At 39.8% G+C, this 16,920-nt stretch carries 13 protein-coding genes; 1 reads left to right on the plus strand and 12 read right to left on the minus strand.

Translation table 11 applies throughout. The features are described from left to right. Positions 1-84: 84 nt before the first annotated feature. On the minus strand, positions 85-3,912 hold the full coding sequence (locus tag AAC037_RS04370; protein WP_339901834.1) for a PVC-type heme-binding CxxCH protein: 3,828 nt from the start codon (positions 3,910-3,912) through the stop codon (positions 85-87). 17 nt (positions 3,913-3,929) lie between these two features. Beyond that, the gene (locus tag AAC037_RS04375; RefSeq protein WP_339901835.1) at positions 3,930-5,507 is read right to left on the minus strand and encodes a sulfatase; all 1,578 of its coding nucleotides are present in this window, start codon (positions 5,505-5,507) and stop codon (positions 3,930-3,932) included. Between the two features lie 281 nt (positions 5,508-5,788). On the opposite strand from AAC037_RS04375, the gene AAC037_RS04380 reads away from it, so the two are divergent. Next, the gene (locus AAC037_RS04380; RefSeq protein ID WP_339901836.1) at positions 5,789-6,628 is read left to right on the plus strand and encodes a LamG domain-containing protein; all 840 of its coding nucleotides are present in this window, start codon (positions 5,789-5,791) and stop codon (positions 6,626-6,628) included. 180 nt (positions 6,629-6,808) lie between these two features. Here AAC037_RS04380 and AAC037_RS04385 read toward each other — a convergent pair whose 3' ends face one another. From AAC037_RS04385 to AAC037_RS04430, 10 genes are all read right to left on the minus strand, one after another. Next, positions 6,809-7,342, minus strand: coding sequence for a hypothetical protein (locus AAC037_RS04385; RefSeq protein ID WP_339901837.1), 534 nt, complete (start codon positions 7,340-7,342; stop codon positions 6,809-6,811). Positions 7,343-7,633: 291 nt separating this feature from the next. Next, positions 7,634-8,092 carry a DUF1569 domain-containing protein gene (locus AAC037_RS04390; protein WP_339901838.1) on the minus strand — a complete coding sequence of 153 codons (459 nt, stop codon included), beginning with the start codon at positions 8,090-8,092 and terminating at the stop codon, positions 7,634-7,636. 139 nt (positions 8,093-8,231) lie between these two features. After that, positions 8,232-8,810 carry a class I SAM-dependent methyltransferase gene (locus AAC037_RS04395; protein ID WP_339901839.1) on the minus strand — a complete coding sequence of 193 codons (579 nt, stop codon included), beginning with the start codon at positions 8,808-8,810 and terminating at the stop codon, positions 8,232-8,234. Positions 8,811-8,863: 53 nt separating this feature from the next. Then, positions 8,864-9,679 carry an alpha/beta hydrolase gene (locus AAC037_RS04400; protein WP_339901840.1) on the minus strand — a complete coding sequence of 272 codons (816 nt, stop codon included), beginning with the start codon at positions 9,677-9,679 and terminating at the stop codon, positions 8,864-8,866. Between the two features lie 79 nt (positions 9,680-9,758). Continuing rightward, a complete protein-coding gene (locus AAC037_RS04405) occupies positions 9,759-10,301 on the minus strand; it encodes a DUF1697 domain-containing protein (RefSeq protein ID WP_339901841.1) in 543 nt (180 codons plus the stop codon). A gap of 317 nt (positions 10,302-10,618) precedes the next feature. Beyond that, positions 10,619-11,215, minus strand: a complete 597-nt coding sequence (locus AAC037_RS04410) for a DUF1801 domain-containing protein (RefSeq protein ID WP_339901842.1) — start codon at positions 11,213-11,215, stop codon at positions 10,619-10,621. A 161-nt stretch (positions 11,216-11,376) separates the two neighbouring features. Beyond that, positions 11,377-12,774 (minus strand): aldehyde dehydrogenase family protein, encoded by a 1,398-nt coding sequence (locus AAC037_RS04415; protein WP_339901843.1) that lies wholly within the window; start codon positions 12,772-12,774, stop codon positions 11,377-11,379. Beyond that, positions 12,771-14,411 (minus strand): acetolactate synthase large subunit, encoded by a 1,641-nt coding sequence (locus AAC037_RS04420; RefSeq protein WP_339901844.1) that lies wholly within the window; start codon positions 14,409-14,411, stop codon positions 12,771-12,773. The genes AAC037_RS04415 and AAC037_RS04420 overlap by 4 nt, the downstream gene beginning before the upstream one ends. A gap of 94 nt (positions 14,412-14,505) precedes the next feature. Then, positions 14,506-15,471 carry a nucleoside hydrolase gene (locus AAC037_RS04425; RefSeq protein ID WP_339901845.1) on the minus strand — a complete coding sequence of 322 codons (966 nt, stop codon included), beginning with the start codon at positions 15,469-15,471 and terminating at the stop codon, positions 14,506-14,508. A gap of 17 nt (positions 15,472-15,488) precedes the next feature. Continuing rightward, positions 15,489-16,920 (minus strand): sodium:solute symporter family protein (locus AAC037_RS04430; RefSeq protein WP_339901846.1); only part of this gene is annotated, 1,432 nt, incomplete at its 5' end.

Raw genomic sequence — 16,920 nt, forward strand, 5'->3', positions numbered from 1 at the left:
TTACAATCCTCAAAATGGATACATATGCTGAGTAATTCTGCAGGTTTGAGGATTAAAATCAACCATGGATTTTATTAAATGATGCTAATTAATTTTTCTCGGACTTTTTAAATATGCCATTAAATCAATTACTTCCTGCGCACCAAGGGACTCAAAAAGACCCGGAGGCATTAAAGAAACATTGGTGACTTCTTTGCTTTGAATTGCTGATTTATTGATTTTTACAGGTTCTTGGCCGGCAATTTTTAAAGTGATTTGTCTGGCGTTTTCTCCTACAACGTTCCCGGTGTAGGTTCGTCCTCCCATGGTGGTGATTACAACCAATTTATAGGCGTCCTGAATTTCAGCACTTGGTTCCAAGACGTTCAATAAAATATAATCAGTGTTAGTCCGGTTGGATCCGGTAAGGTCTGGTCCAATATCAGCTCCCTCTCCAAACATTTTGTGACATGACCCACAAGTGTTCGTGAAAAGGGCTTTTCCTGCTTTAAGATTTGCATTTTTTAAAGCATTGTTTGTCAACATTGACCGGTATTTATCATAGGCTGCCTCATCATTGGGTACATGTTCTATTGGCCCCCAGAATTCCACAAACCCGCTTCCAATCACTCTGTGAAGCTGTCTGGCAAGGGTGACAGGGATTTCTTTTTTAACGATGTTTCTGGCTTTAATTTCATCTAATAGCAGGTTTCCATACCTTGGTCGAGAGGATAAAGTTTGGAGGATGTTAACTTTGGTTTCAGGGCTTGCCTGTGGATATATAGCTATCAAGGCTTTCCCTACTTGCTCATTATCAAAAGCTGCCGCAGCTTTGATGGCCTCTTCTTGCAGGTCTTTGTCTTCGAATAAGCCTAGAAGTATAGGTACCAATTCTCCTTTTTGGCGGGCAGCTAATAATTGTATGGCTTTAATTTTTTCTCTCTTATTACTATTTTTGCTTCTCAAACTTGCCAAAGCTTTTTGGGTGGCTTCAGCATCTCCAAATAGGGCCGCAATATCCTCAGCAAAGCCTTTGGTGGCAAGGTTCTTCTTTAATTGACTTTCCAAGTTTTTCCAGTTGTCGGGAGCAACCAAATCTGTTCTACCCTCCATTCCATTGATCATTCCTTCCAGTAATAATGTTTGATTACGGGAATAGGAAATAATCGCCTGGACAAGTTGTTTCAATGCATCGCCGTCCACAGCCCTTCTTGCAATGTATTTTGTGAGCAATGGGATTTTAGACTGTTCGGCCAATTCCATAAACTTTCTCTCATCTTTTTCAATTAAATCTGAAATTCCAAACCAAACGAGTTTGGGTATGTTGTGATCATTTTGGTCTTCTTTTCTGGAAACCAGATGGGCTGCCAGTTCCCATTTCCAGTCCTCTGGAACTCTTTGTAAGGCAGAGGCCAAATAAAGCCGAACGATGGGGGAGGGGTCTGTTTCTGCCATTGCTACCATTATATCTTTTGCTTTTGGTAGGGGAGTATTGCTTTCACAAATCAATTGAACGGCCCAGGAACGAATATAGGGGTCTTGGTCGCTCAGGGAGGACAGCAAGGTTGTTTCCGTTAAGGTATTGGTTTGATGTAGGGTCCATAGTGCCTTTAGTCTCAGATCGGTAGGATTTGTACTTGAAAATAGAGCTTTTAATGCCTGAATGGCATCTGGTTTTATTTCACTATAATAGGCTCGTTTCTGTAGAATCCCTCTGGCCCTTCTTGCATGCCAGTCACTTTCACTGCTTTGTAAGCCAGCGAGTTCCATATCTGTCAGGAGGTTGAGGTCAGTATACCTCCCTTTCCAGTTTTTGGCTTGGTTGTTTTCAGGCATAATTCTGAAAACCCGACCTGTTTCACTATTAAGGACTTCTTGACCACAGATATCTGCATCGTGCCAATCCAATACATAAATGCCGCCTTCCGGACCTATTTCCATACTAAAACCTACCCATTGGGCATTGTTTGCCAAAAGGAAATTATCCGAATGCTTGCCAATGAAACTTGACCCACTTGGTATTAAACTGTCTGATAAGACTGCATGTTCGTGGATATTGGCCATAAAAACTTTCCCTTTTTCTTCCTTAGGAAAAGCGTCTGACTGATAAATTCTAGCCCCTCCATGGGCCGAACGGTGACTATGGTCGGTTATTGTTTTGATATCTTCATACACGTAAGGGTTGAAATGTTGCCCTCCTTGCCGATGATAAATCCCTCCCGGCACCACATGCCAAAGGTGAGGGATTACACAGGCCGACATAATGAGTTGGCCCTTGGCGTCGTAATCAATTCCCCAGGGATTGCTAAAGCCATGAGCGACTACCTCAAATCTGTGCTTGGTAGGGTGATAGCGCCAAACTCCTCCATTAATGTCTACCCCATCTGCTTCAAGTAAGTCTTCCGGAAATGGGTCTTTATGGTAATAGAGTTTTGTTTTTTCCTTTTCTGTGGGCTTTCTGATTTTTGATGGAGTAGCAAAGCCTTGTAGCCCGTAAAGCCAACCATCCGGCCCCCACTGAAGGCTATTTAATGTTTCATGGCGGTCTCTTATTCCCCATCCGGTAAGCAAAACTTCAATATCCTCAATATCTGCTTTGTCATCTTGGTTTTTATCAGGAATGAAAAGAAGGTTGGGCGGTGCTCCTACATAAACCCCGTCAAAGCCTACCGCCAAAGCTGCAGGAAAAGCCAGTCCTTCCATAAAAACTTTCTTTCGATCCGCCTTTCCATCACCATCTGTGTCTTCCAAGATAAGGATACGGCTGTTGCCGTTGTTTGAAAAACCATGCTGTCTTGACTCGTAATCTTTGTTTTCAGCTATCCAAAGCCGCCCTTTATCATCCCAGCAAAAGGCCATCGGCTGGCTTATCATGGGTTCTGAAGCAAAAACATTCACCTTATAGCCTGGTTTTATAGTCATTTCCTCAACTGCCTTATCGGGGGTTAAAAATTTGGCTTTCCTGCCCTCGTCTCTTGCCATTTGCCATAAGGAAGCAGTATTGTACATGCCTTCCCTTCCGGTATAAGCTGCCCAGGCCTCCGTTACTTCCACATCATTGAAGGCCTTGGTATAGAACAGTAGTCGATGTTTGATAATTTGGGTAGCTCCACTATCAATTTTCCAGTCTTCGTCACGTGTATAGGCCGGTCCAAGGCCAAACTGTTGGTCTACTCGCCATTTTTGCGGATAGCCTTTGTTATCAGGATGATCAAAAACTGCAATATTGGCCATCTCTGATCTACCTTCTACCTGCATTCCCACATTCACCCACATGGAATGTTCTCCTTCCGCTTTTTCATTGACTTGTCGGGCAGTATTGGTGATGGCTGCCTTCATTCCTTCTTTCCATGGCATTCTAATAAAAAGTCCCCCATAATCGTATTTACCTAGGGTAATGTCTTGGGCAGCATTTCCACGCCACTCCAAATCCAGTAAATATTCTTCCCCCTGAACCTTGAGACTCCAGGTTTGAGTTTCTGTCATCAATGGCCTTCCCAAACTATCCAGCATTTCATAAACCGTTTGCCAAGAAACATTTTCACCCTCATTTTCTAGTATGTTTACAGCCACTTTCTTCCAATGGTCCGCTCCGGGATTATGGAAAAAATCCCTTTGATTTACTCGAGTGAACCCCCAATAAATTCCAGTTTGGTGTTGGTGGTGATCAGGGCTCTTTTCTGTTAGAATTCCTTTTCCATCTGGAGCTACGATGGGATGAAGATAGGGCCTGAATTGGGCTTTTACTTCCTGAACAAGAAGAGGCTTGTCGGGATTAGCCTTGTTATAAACCATTAACTGTTCGTCCGAGCTGTCCATCAAGAGCTGGAGGTCAGCTTTAGTATTGGCTGGCTGATCTTTGTCCTTATTTTTGCCCGGGCTGCAAGCGAAAGTGATGTAAATCGTAAAAACGAAAAGGTAGGTTAAACGCATGGGTGGTTCAATTGGGATTAATAATTACTTTTGGGTGTGATCACTCCATAATGCATTTTGATACGTTTTAGGCGATCGGTCATAGCAGATTTGAGGGAGTCATAGGAGGATTCATAATATAGGTTTTTCATTTCCCTTGGATCTTCCTTTAAGTCGTAAAGTTCCCATTCATCAAGCTCATAAAAATGCATTAATTTATACCGTTCACCGGTTACTCCTTCGTGTTTTCGGACACTGTGTACGGCAGGAAATTCATAGTAATGGTAATACAGAAATTCTCTCCAGTTTTCCGGTTTACTACCTTTCATCAATGGCAATAGGCTTTTGCCTTGCATACGGTCTGGTGCCTGAACCTTGGCCATGTCCAAAAAGGTTTGAGCAAAATCGAGGTTAGATACCAATTGGTCATTGGTGATTCCGGAAGGAATCGTTCCTTTCCACTGCATCAATAAGGGCGTTCTGAAGGATTCTTCATACATGAAACGCTTATCAAACCAGCCATGTTCTCCGAGATAAAAGCCTTGATCTGAGGTATAAACTACTAAGGTATTTTCTGTCAAACCATTTTCTTCCAAGTAGTCAAGAACTCGTCCCACGTTATCATCAACGGACCTAATGGTGGCCAAATAGTCTTTCATATACCTTTGGTATTTCCATTGTATTAACTCCTTTCCCTCAAGGTCTTGTGCTTGGAAATCCGCAATAATCGGGTCATAGGTTGCATCCCAGTTTGCCTGTTGTTCTGCATTCATCCTTGCATAGGTTCGGTTAAATATGGCCCCCTTTTTATTGGCTTCTGTCCAAACCTTAAGGTCAGAAGCTAGGTCCATGGTTTTCTCTATGCTCATGTCCTGTGTTTTGGCCGCAGTACCTCGGCTTGAATAATCATCAAAAAGGTTTTCCGGTTCAGGAAAGGTGAGTTCTTCATAAAGATCCAAATGCGCAGGTCCTTTTTCCCATTTTCTATGGGGAACCTTATGTTGTAACATTAGCATAAAAGGCTTATCACCTTTGCTGTTTTCATCCAACCATTCCAAAGATTTGTCTGTAATAATATCTGTGACATAACCTTCAGCTATGCTGGTGTCTGTGGAGGATATTATATCAGGATTGTAATAATGTCCTTGTCCGGGAAGTATTTCCCAATGATCAAATCCGGTTGGGGTAGATTTTAGATGCCATTTACCAATGAGGGCTGTGGTGTATCCATTGTCTTTTAATAGTTTTGGAAAGGTAATTTGACTGCCATCAAAAGTGTCACCATTGGTCCGATGTCCATTTACATGGCTATGTGTACCGGTAAGTACAGTTGCTCTGGAGGGAGCACAAATAGAATTGGTGACATATGCGCTGTTAAAAAGAATACCATTAGCCGCTATGCGATCTATATTGGGAGTTGGGGCCAAATCTGCAAGACGGCTTTGATAAGCACTTATGGCTTGGTAAGCATGATCATCAGTAAAGATAAACACTATATTAGGTTTCTTGGCAACTTTGGTTTTAGTTTCTGATTTTTCTGAACACGCAGTCATATACAGACAAAAGCTAAAAATGATGCTTTTGGTAAGCCAATATCTATTAAATTGCCTTTTCATGATATAGAGGTTTTGGATTTTGTTTTAAATGACAAACAAGTCAACAATATACATAATATTGGGTTCGCTAGGAATTTTGATGGGTAAAACATTATATAGTAATTTTAATCCCAACTTTACTACGGTGAAAGCTCTTTTGTGAAAAAAAAGTAATGTTGAACATTATTTGGAATGTATGGCTGGTGGTATTCTTTGCCTTACTTATACATGATCAATTAAATAATACAATTGCTATGCGTTATTCACTTCTATTATATTTTTCCTTAAGCGTGTTTACCTTAATGAGTTGCAAGGAAGACAATCAGCTTGCAGGCCTTCAAGAAATGGATGGACTTGTAGCCCTCTGGGATTTTAAGGAGGAAGGTGGAAAGGCCAGAAAGGCCCTAGGAAAGGGAGGATTTCCTTTGAAGGAAATGAACGGTGAGATCCAACGGATACCTGAAGGCCCCCTGTCTGGTTATTCTGCGCTAATGGAGAATGAAGCGTATTTTTCTTTAGGTCATGAAAAAACTGCGGATTTAAATATATATGGTAAAAATCAAGGGGTAACGGTAATGGCATGGGTAAAATGGGAAGGGAAAACCGGATTTGTTGGTGGAATGTGGAACGAGTATACCGACGGAGGGAAACGACAGTATGGGTTATTTGTAGATCTTCCTCATTACAATGGAGCCTCCCAAGTCTGTGGTCATATTTCTTACTCAGGAGGGCCTACGCCTCCTTTCCCATACAGCTGTGATTATGCCGCAAGTAAGCAAAAACTAACCAAAGGAAAATGGCATAATATTGCCTTTAGTTATGACGGGGAATACATAAAGGCCTATTTGGATGGTGTTTTTGAGGAAAGGGCACCTGAGCTTATTAATAATACCAAAGGTTTTGAAGGATTGCCTGATGGATTGATCCATTCTAAAAACCCTTATTTATTTAAAGATGGAATGGGGGACAACGGGTCCGACTTTACCGTTGGCGCTGTGGTTCTGTCCAGAGGGATGGGCAATTTTTTCAATGGGCAAATTGGGGGATTGGCTGTTTTTGATAGGGAATTAACTGAAAATGAGATTAGTGAAATTTTTCAAAAAACCATGGTCGAAAACCCATTCATGAATAAAGAACAATAGCAACAGCTGTTTTCCTTTTAAGCCCTCTAGGGTAGGCGAAATGAGTTTATGGAAAAAAAGTTTAAAGATTGTTTACTGGGGAGCAATAGCAATGCTTATTCCTAATTTTTTTGGGAGGCCTTTCCTACAGGGGGGCTTCAGTGTTAAGTTTCAACAGAAAAAATAGGTATTATTTCAGGTTTATTTGGAAAGAGGCCCATTGAATTCATCCATCAAAAGGTTCTCTTTAAGCATTTTGTATTTTTTTTGAGCTTCTGATTTACTATTGTAGGAATAGGTGTAAATTAGTTTTTTCGGTAAAAAGGAAACAACGATTTGATAACTGAATTTTATAGAACTGATTGTAGGACTTATGCCATTGGGCGTATTGGATGTCTTTTCTTCAATAGGGACCAATTTAATGGCTTTTACGGAAGGTAGTTTTTGCCAATGCCCGGTTTTATATCCACAAAAGGAGAAATATTCCTTGATGGATTTGTTATCCAGATCAATTAAAGTGCCCTCGTAAGTGTTGATAATAATCAGTCCTGCAGTAAAAGCACTTAAACCTACCCATAAGGTTTTTTGGAGATTATCTGCTGCTTCAATAAACACAGAGCTAAGCAGAACAATAGAACTTGCCAATAATAGAATTGCACCTAAAAGGTGAATACCCGTACCCAGGTTTCTTCGCTTATAATTGAATAGATGCATATTGGCTAATTTAGGGTTCATTTCAAGATTCAACTACTATAATAAACTATTCCTCTGGGATTTAAAACTATATCGATGAATTTAGTTTTATTTAAAGATGGATTTCTTTATAGACCGTATATGGCTTGCAGAATTAATATCAAAGATTTACTTTACCGGATATAAAATACCGGATGCCAAACTTCTTATTTTGCCCAATTTCCTCTCTGCTTCCCTGAAATAATAGGCACAATTTTTATTGACCCTGGATGCAGGGTTTTAAAAATAAGGTTAGGAAAAACCGTTTAATTCAGGTAGTTATAGAAATAAATATTAAACCCCGAATTGAGTTAAATGGTGGTCAAGGTGCTTGTAAAACATGTTGTTCCATTCTTCTATACTTAGCTTACCAAAAGAATTGGATTCTTTATTATCAAAGCTCTTTGCACCCAATGCCTGTGTTTGATTTAAATAATCAATGAGTCTTTTGCGTTCTTTCTCAAAATCTCTGGTATCAGTTATTAAAAAAGCCGGTGCGGTTTGTGAGTTCCTTTTGTATGGCTTTTCACCTACCACAATTTTTTTAACAAACAGTTTTAAAATAAATTTCATAAAGAAATTTGGCTTGGGATGTTTGTCTGTAAATACCATCTCGTAGGTCACATTACAATGGGCAAGCATTTGTGGGGCAGTCATTTTACCCCATTCCGGTTGGGTGTCAGCTTTCAATTGATTGATCCTAGCAATTAATCCCTCAGTAACATTTTTATCGAAAATATTGGGTAAGGCCATTGTGGTATTGTAGTTAGTTGAGTAAAGGGTGATTTTATATGCTATTTACGATTTTCAAATTATAATGCCCTCATGAAACGGTGATAAATTTGTTTCGTAACATATAAAATTTGAATCGAAATAGGGTTTATTATCCTTATTATATTTTGGTCATAAGTATTACACCGGTTGACCAATTCATTTTTGTAAGGTTGAAATCATTTCTTTCTTCGAGGGTTTTTATCAATTGCTCCGCTTTTTCAGCATGTCCTAAAGGCCAGTTTTTTTGGGGATTCATGTCATCTATCACGTAAAATCCACCAGGCTTAACCATGGCTAAGGTTTCATCTATATGGCTGTATTTGCCGGGCCAAGCATCCGCAAAAATCAAATCGAATAATGGACCCTCATAATTTTCTATCCATTTTTCTCCGTCTTCACATACAATGCTAAGCTTTGGGTTTTCTTCGAAAAATTCCTTTGCAATATTGGTTAATTGAGGGTCATTGTCAATGGTAGTAAGTTGAGAATTTTCACATAAGCCGTCCACCATCCATGCCAATGACAAGCCGGCTCCTGTGCCAATTTCTAAGATATTGGCATTAATACGGGATGAGATAAGGGTTTTCAGCAAACTACCTATATAGAGATCTGAAGGCATGGTGAATCCTATCTCCTTGGCTTTGGATTGAATTTTTGAATACAATGCGGGAATGTCCTTTATTTGAGATTGATCCATAAGCTTTGCTTTTATTCAATTATTGGTATTGCTTTATAAGCACCTTTTTAGGCTTACTTGCCTAAAATTCTTTTCACTTCTTTGATAAGCAATGGAAAGGCAGGATGGGTCATTCCATGTCCATATCCATCCATTTCGTAGAGGACAGTTTCCTTATGCCCCACCACTTTCATCATGCGCATTAGATAAGCGTTTTCTTCATATCTACCTAAAAGTTCAAGTTCACGGTCTCCTGTTATAAGTAATAATGGAGGCGAATCTTTTCTTACATGAAACAAAGGCGCATATTTATCAATGGTGGGCTGCTCTCCGGGAATGCCTTGCTCTTTGCGTACTGTGAAATGAGTAATGGTATGACCGCTAAATGGTATCAATCCGGCAATTTCATTTGCATCTATACCATGTGTTTGTAGGTAAGACTTATCCAATCCAACCATACTGGCCAAGTATCCGCCTGCACTATGTCCGGAAACGAATATTTTTTTGGGATCCCCTCCATACTCTTCGATATTTTTGAACGTCCAAGCAATGGCAGCTGCAGCATCTTCAATGTATGTGGGAGCTTTGACTTTAGGAGATAATCGATAGTTTACGCCAATTATTGCAAAGCCCTGATTTTTTAACGCTTCCGGGATTTCTTTTTCTCCTCCGGTGATACCTCCTCCGTGAAACCACACTATTGTCGCAAAATCCTTGGTATTCTTTGGATAGTATATATCCAACACGCAGCGCTCTGATAAATAGCTGTCGGTTTTTCTAAGCTCTTGTCCATAATAAGGCAGGCTCTCTAACTGCTCATAAGAAATGTCTTGGGCATAAGTGAATGAAATTGAAAATACAAGTAATAGTATGAAGGATAATTTTTTCATGATCATGAAATGGTTTTTATTTTGGGAGTTCACAATTCAATTTAGTAAGAGGATGTTGTTCTTTTTCAAGCGGTCTGGTTTATTGACTTAATTCGCAAAGCTTCTTTAGGGTTTTGAGATTTCTGGTGGTAGCTTTCACCTTTAGCTTATTTTCAAAAAAATTATTGGTCAATTTGGATTGATGGTATTTTCCTTCACAATAAATAAAAACATCCTTTCCCTCAATTGTATATTTGTCAGGTGGGAAATCAAAAGTTTTTATTTTATCAAGGTTTTCACTGGTTGGATTTTGTGCCAAGAAAGTAATGTGTAATGGGCTAATATCCATTTCACCATCTTTATAATAGGGGTTGTTTGATAATGTTTTTTGCAAATCCTTAGCGGTTCGAACGATTACAGGAACCTCAAATCCAAATTTTTCTTCTATGGCCTTTTCAATTTTGTTTGCCATTTCCTTTTCATCTGCCTTATCAGCTGGAGTGAAAATAACATTGCCACTTTGTATATATGTTGAAATCTCACTATACCCTAATTCTTTAAATAAGGATTTAAGGTCCGCCATCAAAATTTTCCGTTTACCACCAACGTTAATCCCCCTTAAGATTGCTATTTTCTTGTCCATTTTTAGTTTTTAATTTATGGTTTTGGGTCAAATAGATGCTTTCAAATTTTACAATAAACGTCAATGATAAGGAATCGACTTGACTTCCTTTTATGGTTTAATATCTAATAGAAGGGTTAAAATCTACTTTTTAATTCAGTTTCTATTCAGCTGTACAGTTAGCATACTGAAAAATACGCCATTATTTTCACCTTTTGTAATTTTTAATGGTTTTGTACGCCCAATTTTTATTTTAAATCATTCCTGATGAGACATTGAATTGATTTTAAGCCCTTTAAAATTAATTATTTGCACTTTGAAAAATAATATTCAAAAAATCAATCATCCTTTCCTTGCCCATTTATTATTTTGGCCTTGTATTTATCAATCCTTGAAAGCCTTGTTTTGGATTGTTTTGCAGAAGAGAAATACAATAAATAGGCCCTTTGTCTTCCGGGAGAAAGGGATTGAAAACCTTTCAGTAAATTAGGTTCGTTATCCATTGCCAGTTGAAACTCTTCTACAATTTCGTAAGATTTTGTTTCTCTTTTCGGTACCTCTAAGCCGGCTTCTTCCACGGATATGGCTTCACTTATTAAGGATTTAATGATAGCTGTACCTGTCAAAATCTCCTCTTCACCGGTGAAGCGCATTTGTCTTGCCGCTTGCACATTCTCAGTTTGCTGCACCAGTATTTTATCCGGATCATTTAAAAGCACTCCTTTAAAAAACAATAGGGCACAATATTCTTTAAACTCATGTATTAAAAGGATGTTGCTGGCTTTTGACGTGGGGTTCGATGACCAGGTATAGCATGGAACACCCCATTTTAATTCTTCAGAAAGAGGGAAATCCAGGATGATGCTCCTTAATAAAATCAATTCTTTTTGCCATTTTTTTGATTTCTTAAAATAAAAATCGACTTCAGGATTCATAAGAAGGGTATGTTATGTAGATATTCTAAAATATCATATTATTTACTTGTATGCAAAAAAGATAGACATAAGCCTTATTATAAGCCGATCCCATTTTGGGGGAAATAAAAAAAGCTTTCCAATAGGATTGGAAAGCTTGAATATTCAGGATTATGGAATTGTTATGGCAAGTATTTGCTTTTGAATACCATTAATTTTTCACGAGTCATTTCGTGCATAGAGTAGGGGATTCCTCCCATACCTTCGCCTGAGGCATCTCTTCCCCCAAAAGGCATCCAATCAACTCGAAAAGCTGTATGGTCATTTACCATTACTGCTGTGGCATTCAACTTTTGTACTGTATCAAGAGCTATGTCCAAATCCTTAGTAAATACGGCTGCTTGAAAGTGAAATTCAAGGCTATTGGCCAAGGCAATGGCTTCTTCTCTATCTTCATAAGCATACACACAGACAACAGGGCCAAATACCTCTTCTTGGGAGATCTTCGCTTCATTAGATGGATTTAGCAATACGGTAGGTTCATAGCAGGTATCACTGATTTTCTTTCCTCCGCATAAGAGCTTCGCCCCTCCGGCAATGGCTTCTTTTACCCATTCATCCACTCGGTCAACTTCTCCGGTTTCGATAAGGGGACCTACTTCTGTTTCTTTAGAAAGTGGATCTCCAACTTTCAGGTCTTTCGCTTTATCGGCGATGTCATTGGCAAGCTTTTCTGCTATGGAATTGTGGGCGAATACTTTTTGAACCGAAACACATACTTGACCTGCATGGTAGAAACCACCTTTTACCAGTAAAGGTAACATCTCTTCAAATACGGAATCCTTTTCAACAATTACAGGAGCTGCACCACCGTGTTCCAGCGCACACCTGGTTCCGGGCGCCATTTTAGATTTTAATGACCAGCCCACTTTTGCAGAACCGATAAAGGATAGGAAATTAATTCTAGGGTCACCCACTAGTTTTTCTGAAAGTTCATTGCTGCAATGTATAGACTGAACCCAGCCTTCCGGTACTCCGGCTTCTTTTAGGATTTCTACAAGGGCCATGCAAGAATAAGGTGTCTTGCTCGCTGGTTTTACGATCACCGGACAACCTGCAGCAAAAGCAGTAATCACTTGGTGGACGATTAGGTTCAAGGGATGATTGAAGGCGGATAGAGAAGCGACTACACCTATTGGTTCACGGATGGTAAAAGCCAATCTATTAACGGATGATTCGGTAATGCCCATTGGAATTTGTCCACCTTTCATATGAGAGATTTCCTCAGTGGCAATCTTTAACCCATTAATGGCCCTTTTTACCTCTACCATAGAATCCTGGAAGGGTTTTCCTCCCTCTTTGGCCGCTGTATTGGTTAAGTCTTCTATTTTATCCTCCATCAAAGCTCTCGCTTTTTCCAATATAGCAATTCTTTTGTGCGCAGGAATCCATTGACTTCGGTCCTTAAAAAGATCATGGGCTGTCGCTATTTTTTGCTCCAATTCATCGGCATCTGCCATGGGCAAAGTGCCTATTAGTGTTCTATCAAAAGGTGCATATACTTTTAATTGGTCATTCATAGTTTGGAAGTTTTTTCTTTCAACATTACATTTAAAATTGGGTGGTTTAAAGAATAATCAACCTTTAAGTCAATTACATGAACCCCCGAGCTATTGAGTGATTTGTCAAGAATTTCTTGTAAATCCTTGTCACTTTCAGGGCGGTAGCCATGCGCTCCATAGCTATTTGCGTATTGAACAAAGTCAGGATTTTTAAAGTCTAAACCAAAATCCTTGAAACCCATGTCTTCTTGTTTCCATTTGATCATACCATAGGATTCATCATTCAAAATAATGACTACCATATTTAATCCCAAGTGAACGGCAGTTTCTAACTCCTGAGAGTTCATCATAAATCCACCATCTCCACAGATGGCGACTACTTTTTTGTCAGGGTGTAATAAATTAACACACATGGCTGAAGGCAAGCCTGCCCCCATAGTTGCCAATGCATTGTCAAGCAAAAGGGTGTTGGGTTGATAACATGTATAGTTTCTGGCAAACCAAATTTTATACACGCCATTGTCCAATGTTATTACATCTTTTTCACCTAGCTTATTTCTTAATAAATTTACCAATCGCTGGGGTAAGGTAGGGAAGCGTTCATCTTCAAAATACTTTCCGAGATGTTCAGAAACTTCTGTTTTTACCTTTTTATAAAAATCGAAATTCCAGCTTTCTGAAGGCCTTACTGCTTTGGCAAGTTTTTCGACAGAACCGGTTATGTCCCCTACAACGTTTAGTTGCGGGAAATATACGGGGTCGACTTCTGCAGGGGAAAAATTTACATGTATTACCTTTTTCCCTCCCTGTTTCATGAAAAATGGAGGCTTTTCAATTACATCATGCCCTACATTGATGATCAAATCTGATTCATCAATGGCAGCATGGACAAAATCATGTGAGGAGAGTGCTGCGGTGCCGAGGTACTTAGGATGTCTTTCATCAATTACCCCTTTTCCCATTTGCGTGGTGAAAAAATAGATTCCTGTAGTATCTACAAATGAGGCCAAGGCCTGGCAAGTTACCTTTCTATTGGCTCCTGCCCCTATTAGCAAGAGTGGCATTTTGGCATTTTCAATCATTTTGGCTGCTGATTGGATTGCCTCATCATCTGACTTTGGCAACAAATAGTCTACAACCTCAAACACATGGTCTTCTACCTCCTCTTGTGCAATGTCTTCGGGAAGCTCCAAGTGTACTGCCCCGGGTCTTTCTTCTGTAGCTATTCGAAAAGCTTCTCTTACGTTCGAGGCAATCACATTGCCATCCACAATTTGTTTGGTGTACTTGGTGATAGGTCGCATCATGTCTACGACATCAATTATTTGGAAACGAGCCTGCTTGCTTTTTTTAATAGGTTTTTGGCCGGTAATCATTAACATGGGCATGGCACCTAGTTGGGCATAGGCTCCCGGTGTGAATAAGTTTGTGGCTCCGGGTCCCAGTGTAGACATACAAACTCCCGGCTTGCCGGTGAGCCTTCCATAAGTGGCTGCCATAAAACCAGCGCCTTGTTCATGCCTTGTCAAAATTAATTTGATTTTAGAACGGGTAAGAGACTCTAAAATGTCTAGGTTTTCCTCTCCTGGAAGACCAAAAATATATTCTACACCTTCCTTCTCCAGTGCTTTTACAAATAAATCTGATGCTTTCATATGTTAAAAATTTAAGGTTTGGGGTCTAATATGTAGAATAAAGAAGAGTAAATGTGAAGAGGTTTTACAACCCATCCAATATCCAATCAAACAATCAAAAACCAGGCCTATAAATCCCCACCATTAATGCATCAATAATTTTAGCGATTTCAGTAGGGGGTAAAGATTCAATCAAGTACTGGTGTAAACCCTGAGGGTCATCTTCCCAAGAATTGCTTCCATCTTCATTAACTATTACGTTTCCTTTGGGACTCAGTTTCCAATAGTGCTTATCAGTTAGGGCCACCAAAATAGAAGTTTGATCCCAGCTTTGCCTTCCTTGATATCCATTGAATAATTTATAAGCCAAACTTACCGGATGCTCGCTATCAAGCGCATGCTTTAAATAATCCGCTCCGGTAATGATATTATTGCCTATTTCCCAACCGGAAAAGATCACTTGGCCGGGCCAGTTCTTCACTGCAATTTTGGTAGACTCGGGGTCAGGTCTATAGAAGTTAGCCTCTTTCCCATTAGGGTATTGCCCACCCATACAAGACCAGAGTTTAACCTTCTGTTTGATCAGTTCGTGACCACTTAGAGGACTAATATGATCTGCCTTGGAATTGAGTAATTTTCGAATATTTGTAAGATGTCCAATGCTTATAATAACCACGCTATTGTCTGGTGAATTGACTAATAGTCTTCTGTACAGCCTAGTGGCATCTTCAGGCTGTTTGCCATTTTTTAAAGAATGTGGATAGTTTGTTGCCAGCTGTTTTGTGTATTTAGAGAAACTTCTTAACGTTATGCCTTTTTCAACTCCGATAGGAATGTCAGGTCTTTTGTAATAAGTGTTAATGGCAGCAGCACATCCGGCGGCATCTTTGTCATCACTGGTAATGACCACTCCAAGAATTTTGATTGTTTGGTGGTCTTCCAAGGTGTGCAACATCGCCAAAGCACCTACATCATCTACATCAGAATCCAGATCTGCATCTAAAATGACCGGAACCTGGCCTTGAGAATGAAATGAAAAAGCAAAAAATAAAATCAAAAATAACTGTATCGTTTTGTTCATTTCTAGAAGATAATTTTTCAGTTTGATTCTTTATCCGGTATTAGCAGGGAAACAGTAAGTATACTTATTAAACTACAAATCATAGAGAAAGTTCTGAATGGAAACTGTATTCCTGCAATTGGATCTTCCATCGGATAAGGTAAAAACGGAGGGATGCCAAATATTGGTTCACCACCGCCAAATCTTAGAAAAACTCCAACGATTATTCCGGCAATTGCTCCTCTTTTATTGGACTTTTTAAAATACAAAGCCATTACCAATTGTGGAAACAAAATTACGTAAACGAGGTCCGCACAAAGGTACCAAAGCTCATAGACACTTTGAAGCGTTAAGGCAAGCCAGGTAGCTACAATTCCAATTCCGAGAATGGCTAAGCGTATGGAATTTTTTATTTGCTTGTCGGAGCAAGAGGGGTTGAGAAGCGGTCGATAGAAATTCCAGGTAAACATAGAGGCTGCAGATAAAATGGATGAATCCACTGATGACATTACTGCAGCTGCAACTGCCCCTAATCCCAATGCTGCAATGATTGGGGGAGTCATTTCTATCAATACATAGGGTAGGACCATGGTGGCTTCCGGAGCAACTCCCAAGGAGGATTGGCTCCAATCAAAACCAACACCGGCTACCCCAATGAAAATGGCAGGAACGGCCATCAATGCACAACATATTCCGCCAAAAATAGACAACCTAATGGCAGACTTATCCGAATTTGAGGACAACACTCTTTGGAAATATACTTGCCATGGTATTCCTCCCATTATTAACAACAAGGCAAAATCCAGCCAAACCCAAATACTATTTCCCCATGCCGGATCGGTTCCACTAAATGCACTCAGGCTGGGGAATAAATTAAATCCATTGCTGATTTGTTGATCATAAATATTTAAAGCAGTCTCTATTCCTCCAATTTTATCCAAAGCAAAAGGTATGGATATACCGAGACCAAGGATGATAAAAATCAGCTGAACCACATCTGTATATGCCACAGACCATAAGCCTCCCATCATGGTATAACCAATGGCTATACTAGCCGAGACCATAATGGACGTTTCCAGGTCCAATTCAAAAATAGTGGCGAAGGTTATCCCCAATGCAGCGAGGATGGCTGCACTCCAAAATATTTCCCCAATCAAGGCAGGAATAAATAGTACAGCGGCAGTTTTTTTACCATACTTGTGTTCAAAAACATCAATAAAAGTGGTAAAGCCAAAGCTTCTGATTTTTTTTGCAAAAAACAAACCACCTAATATAAGGCTGATGGCATAACCCCAAGGAGCCTGTGCCCACACCAGCCCTCTGGTACTGTCGTAAACAGCCTCGCTGGTACCGATAATATAACCTCCACCCACCCAGGTGGCTGTCATGGTGAAAATGCCGATCCATGCCGGCATTCTTCTGCCGGCCAATAAAAGGCCTTGTGAAGTTTGATCACCTGATTCCTTTTTA

The sequence above is a fragment of the uncultured Cyclobacterium sp. genome (assembly GCF_963976465.1).
Taxonomy (GTDB): domain Bacteria; phylum Bacteroidota; class Bacteroidia; order Cytophagales; family Cyclobacteriaceae; genus Cyclobacterium.

Bases quoted from the DNA above. Each gene is read 5' to 3' on its own strand.
- AAC037_RS04420 (WP_339901844.1), bottom strand. From the start codon at position 14,411: ATGAAAGCATCAGATTTATTTGTAAAAGCACTGGAGAAGGAAGGTGTA.
- AAC037_RS04380 (WP_339901836.1), top strand. From the start codon at position 5,789: ATGAGTTGCAAGGAAGACAATCAGCTTGCAGGCCTTCAAGAAATGGAT.
- AAC037_RS04410 (WP_339901842.1), bottom strand. From the start codon at position 11,215: ATGAATCCTGAAGTCGATTTTTATTTTAAGAAATCAAAAAAATGGCAA.
- AAC037_RS04405 (WP_339901841.1), bottom strand. From the start codon at position 10,301: ATGGACAAGAAAATAGCAATCTTAAGGGGGATTAACGTTGGTGGTAAA.
- AAC037_RS04390 (WP_339901838.1), bottom strand. From the start codon at position 8,092: ATGGCCTTACCCAATATTTTCGATAAAAATGTTACTGAGGGATTAATT.
- AAC037_RS04400 (WP_339901840.1), bottom strand. From the start codon at position 9,679: ATGAAAAAATTATCCTTCATACTATTACTTGTATTTTCAATTTCATTC.
- AAC037_RS04375 (WP_339901835.1), bottom strand. From the start codon at position 5,507: ATGAAAAGGCAATTTAATAGATATTGGCTTACCAAAAGCATCATTTTT.
- AAC037_RS04425 (WP_339901845.1), bottom strand. From the start codon at position 15,471: ATGAACAAAACGATACAGTTATTTTTGATTTTATTTTTTGCTTTTTCA.
- AAC037_RS04385 (WP_339901837.1), bottom strand. From the start codon at position 7,342: ATGAACCCTAAATTAGCCAATATGCATCTATTCAATTATAAGCGAAGA.
- AAC037_RS04370 (WP_339901834.1), bottom strand. From the start codon at position 3,912: ATGCGTTTAACCTACCTTTTCGTTTTTACGATTTACATCACTTTCGCT.
- AAC037_RS04395 (WP_339901839.1), bottom strand. From the start codon at position 8,810: ATGGATCAATCTCAAATAAAGGACATTCCCGCATTGTATTCAAAAATT.
- AAC037_RS04415 (WP_339901843.1), bottom strand. From the start codon at position 12,774: ATGAATGACCAATTAAAAGTATATGCACCTTTTGATAGAACACTAATA.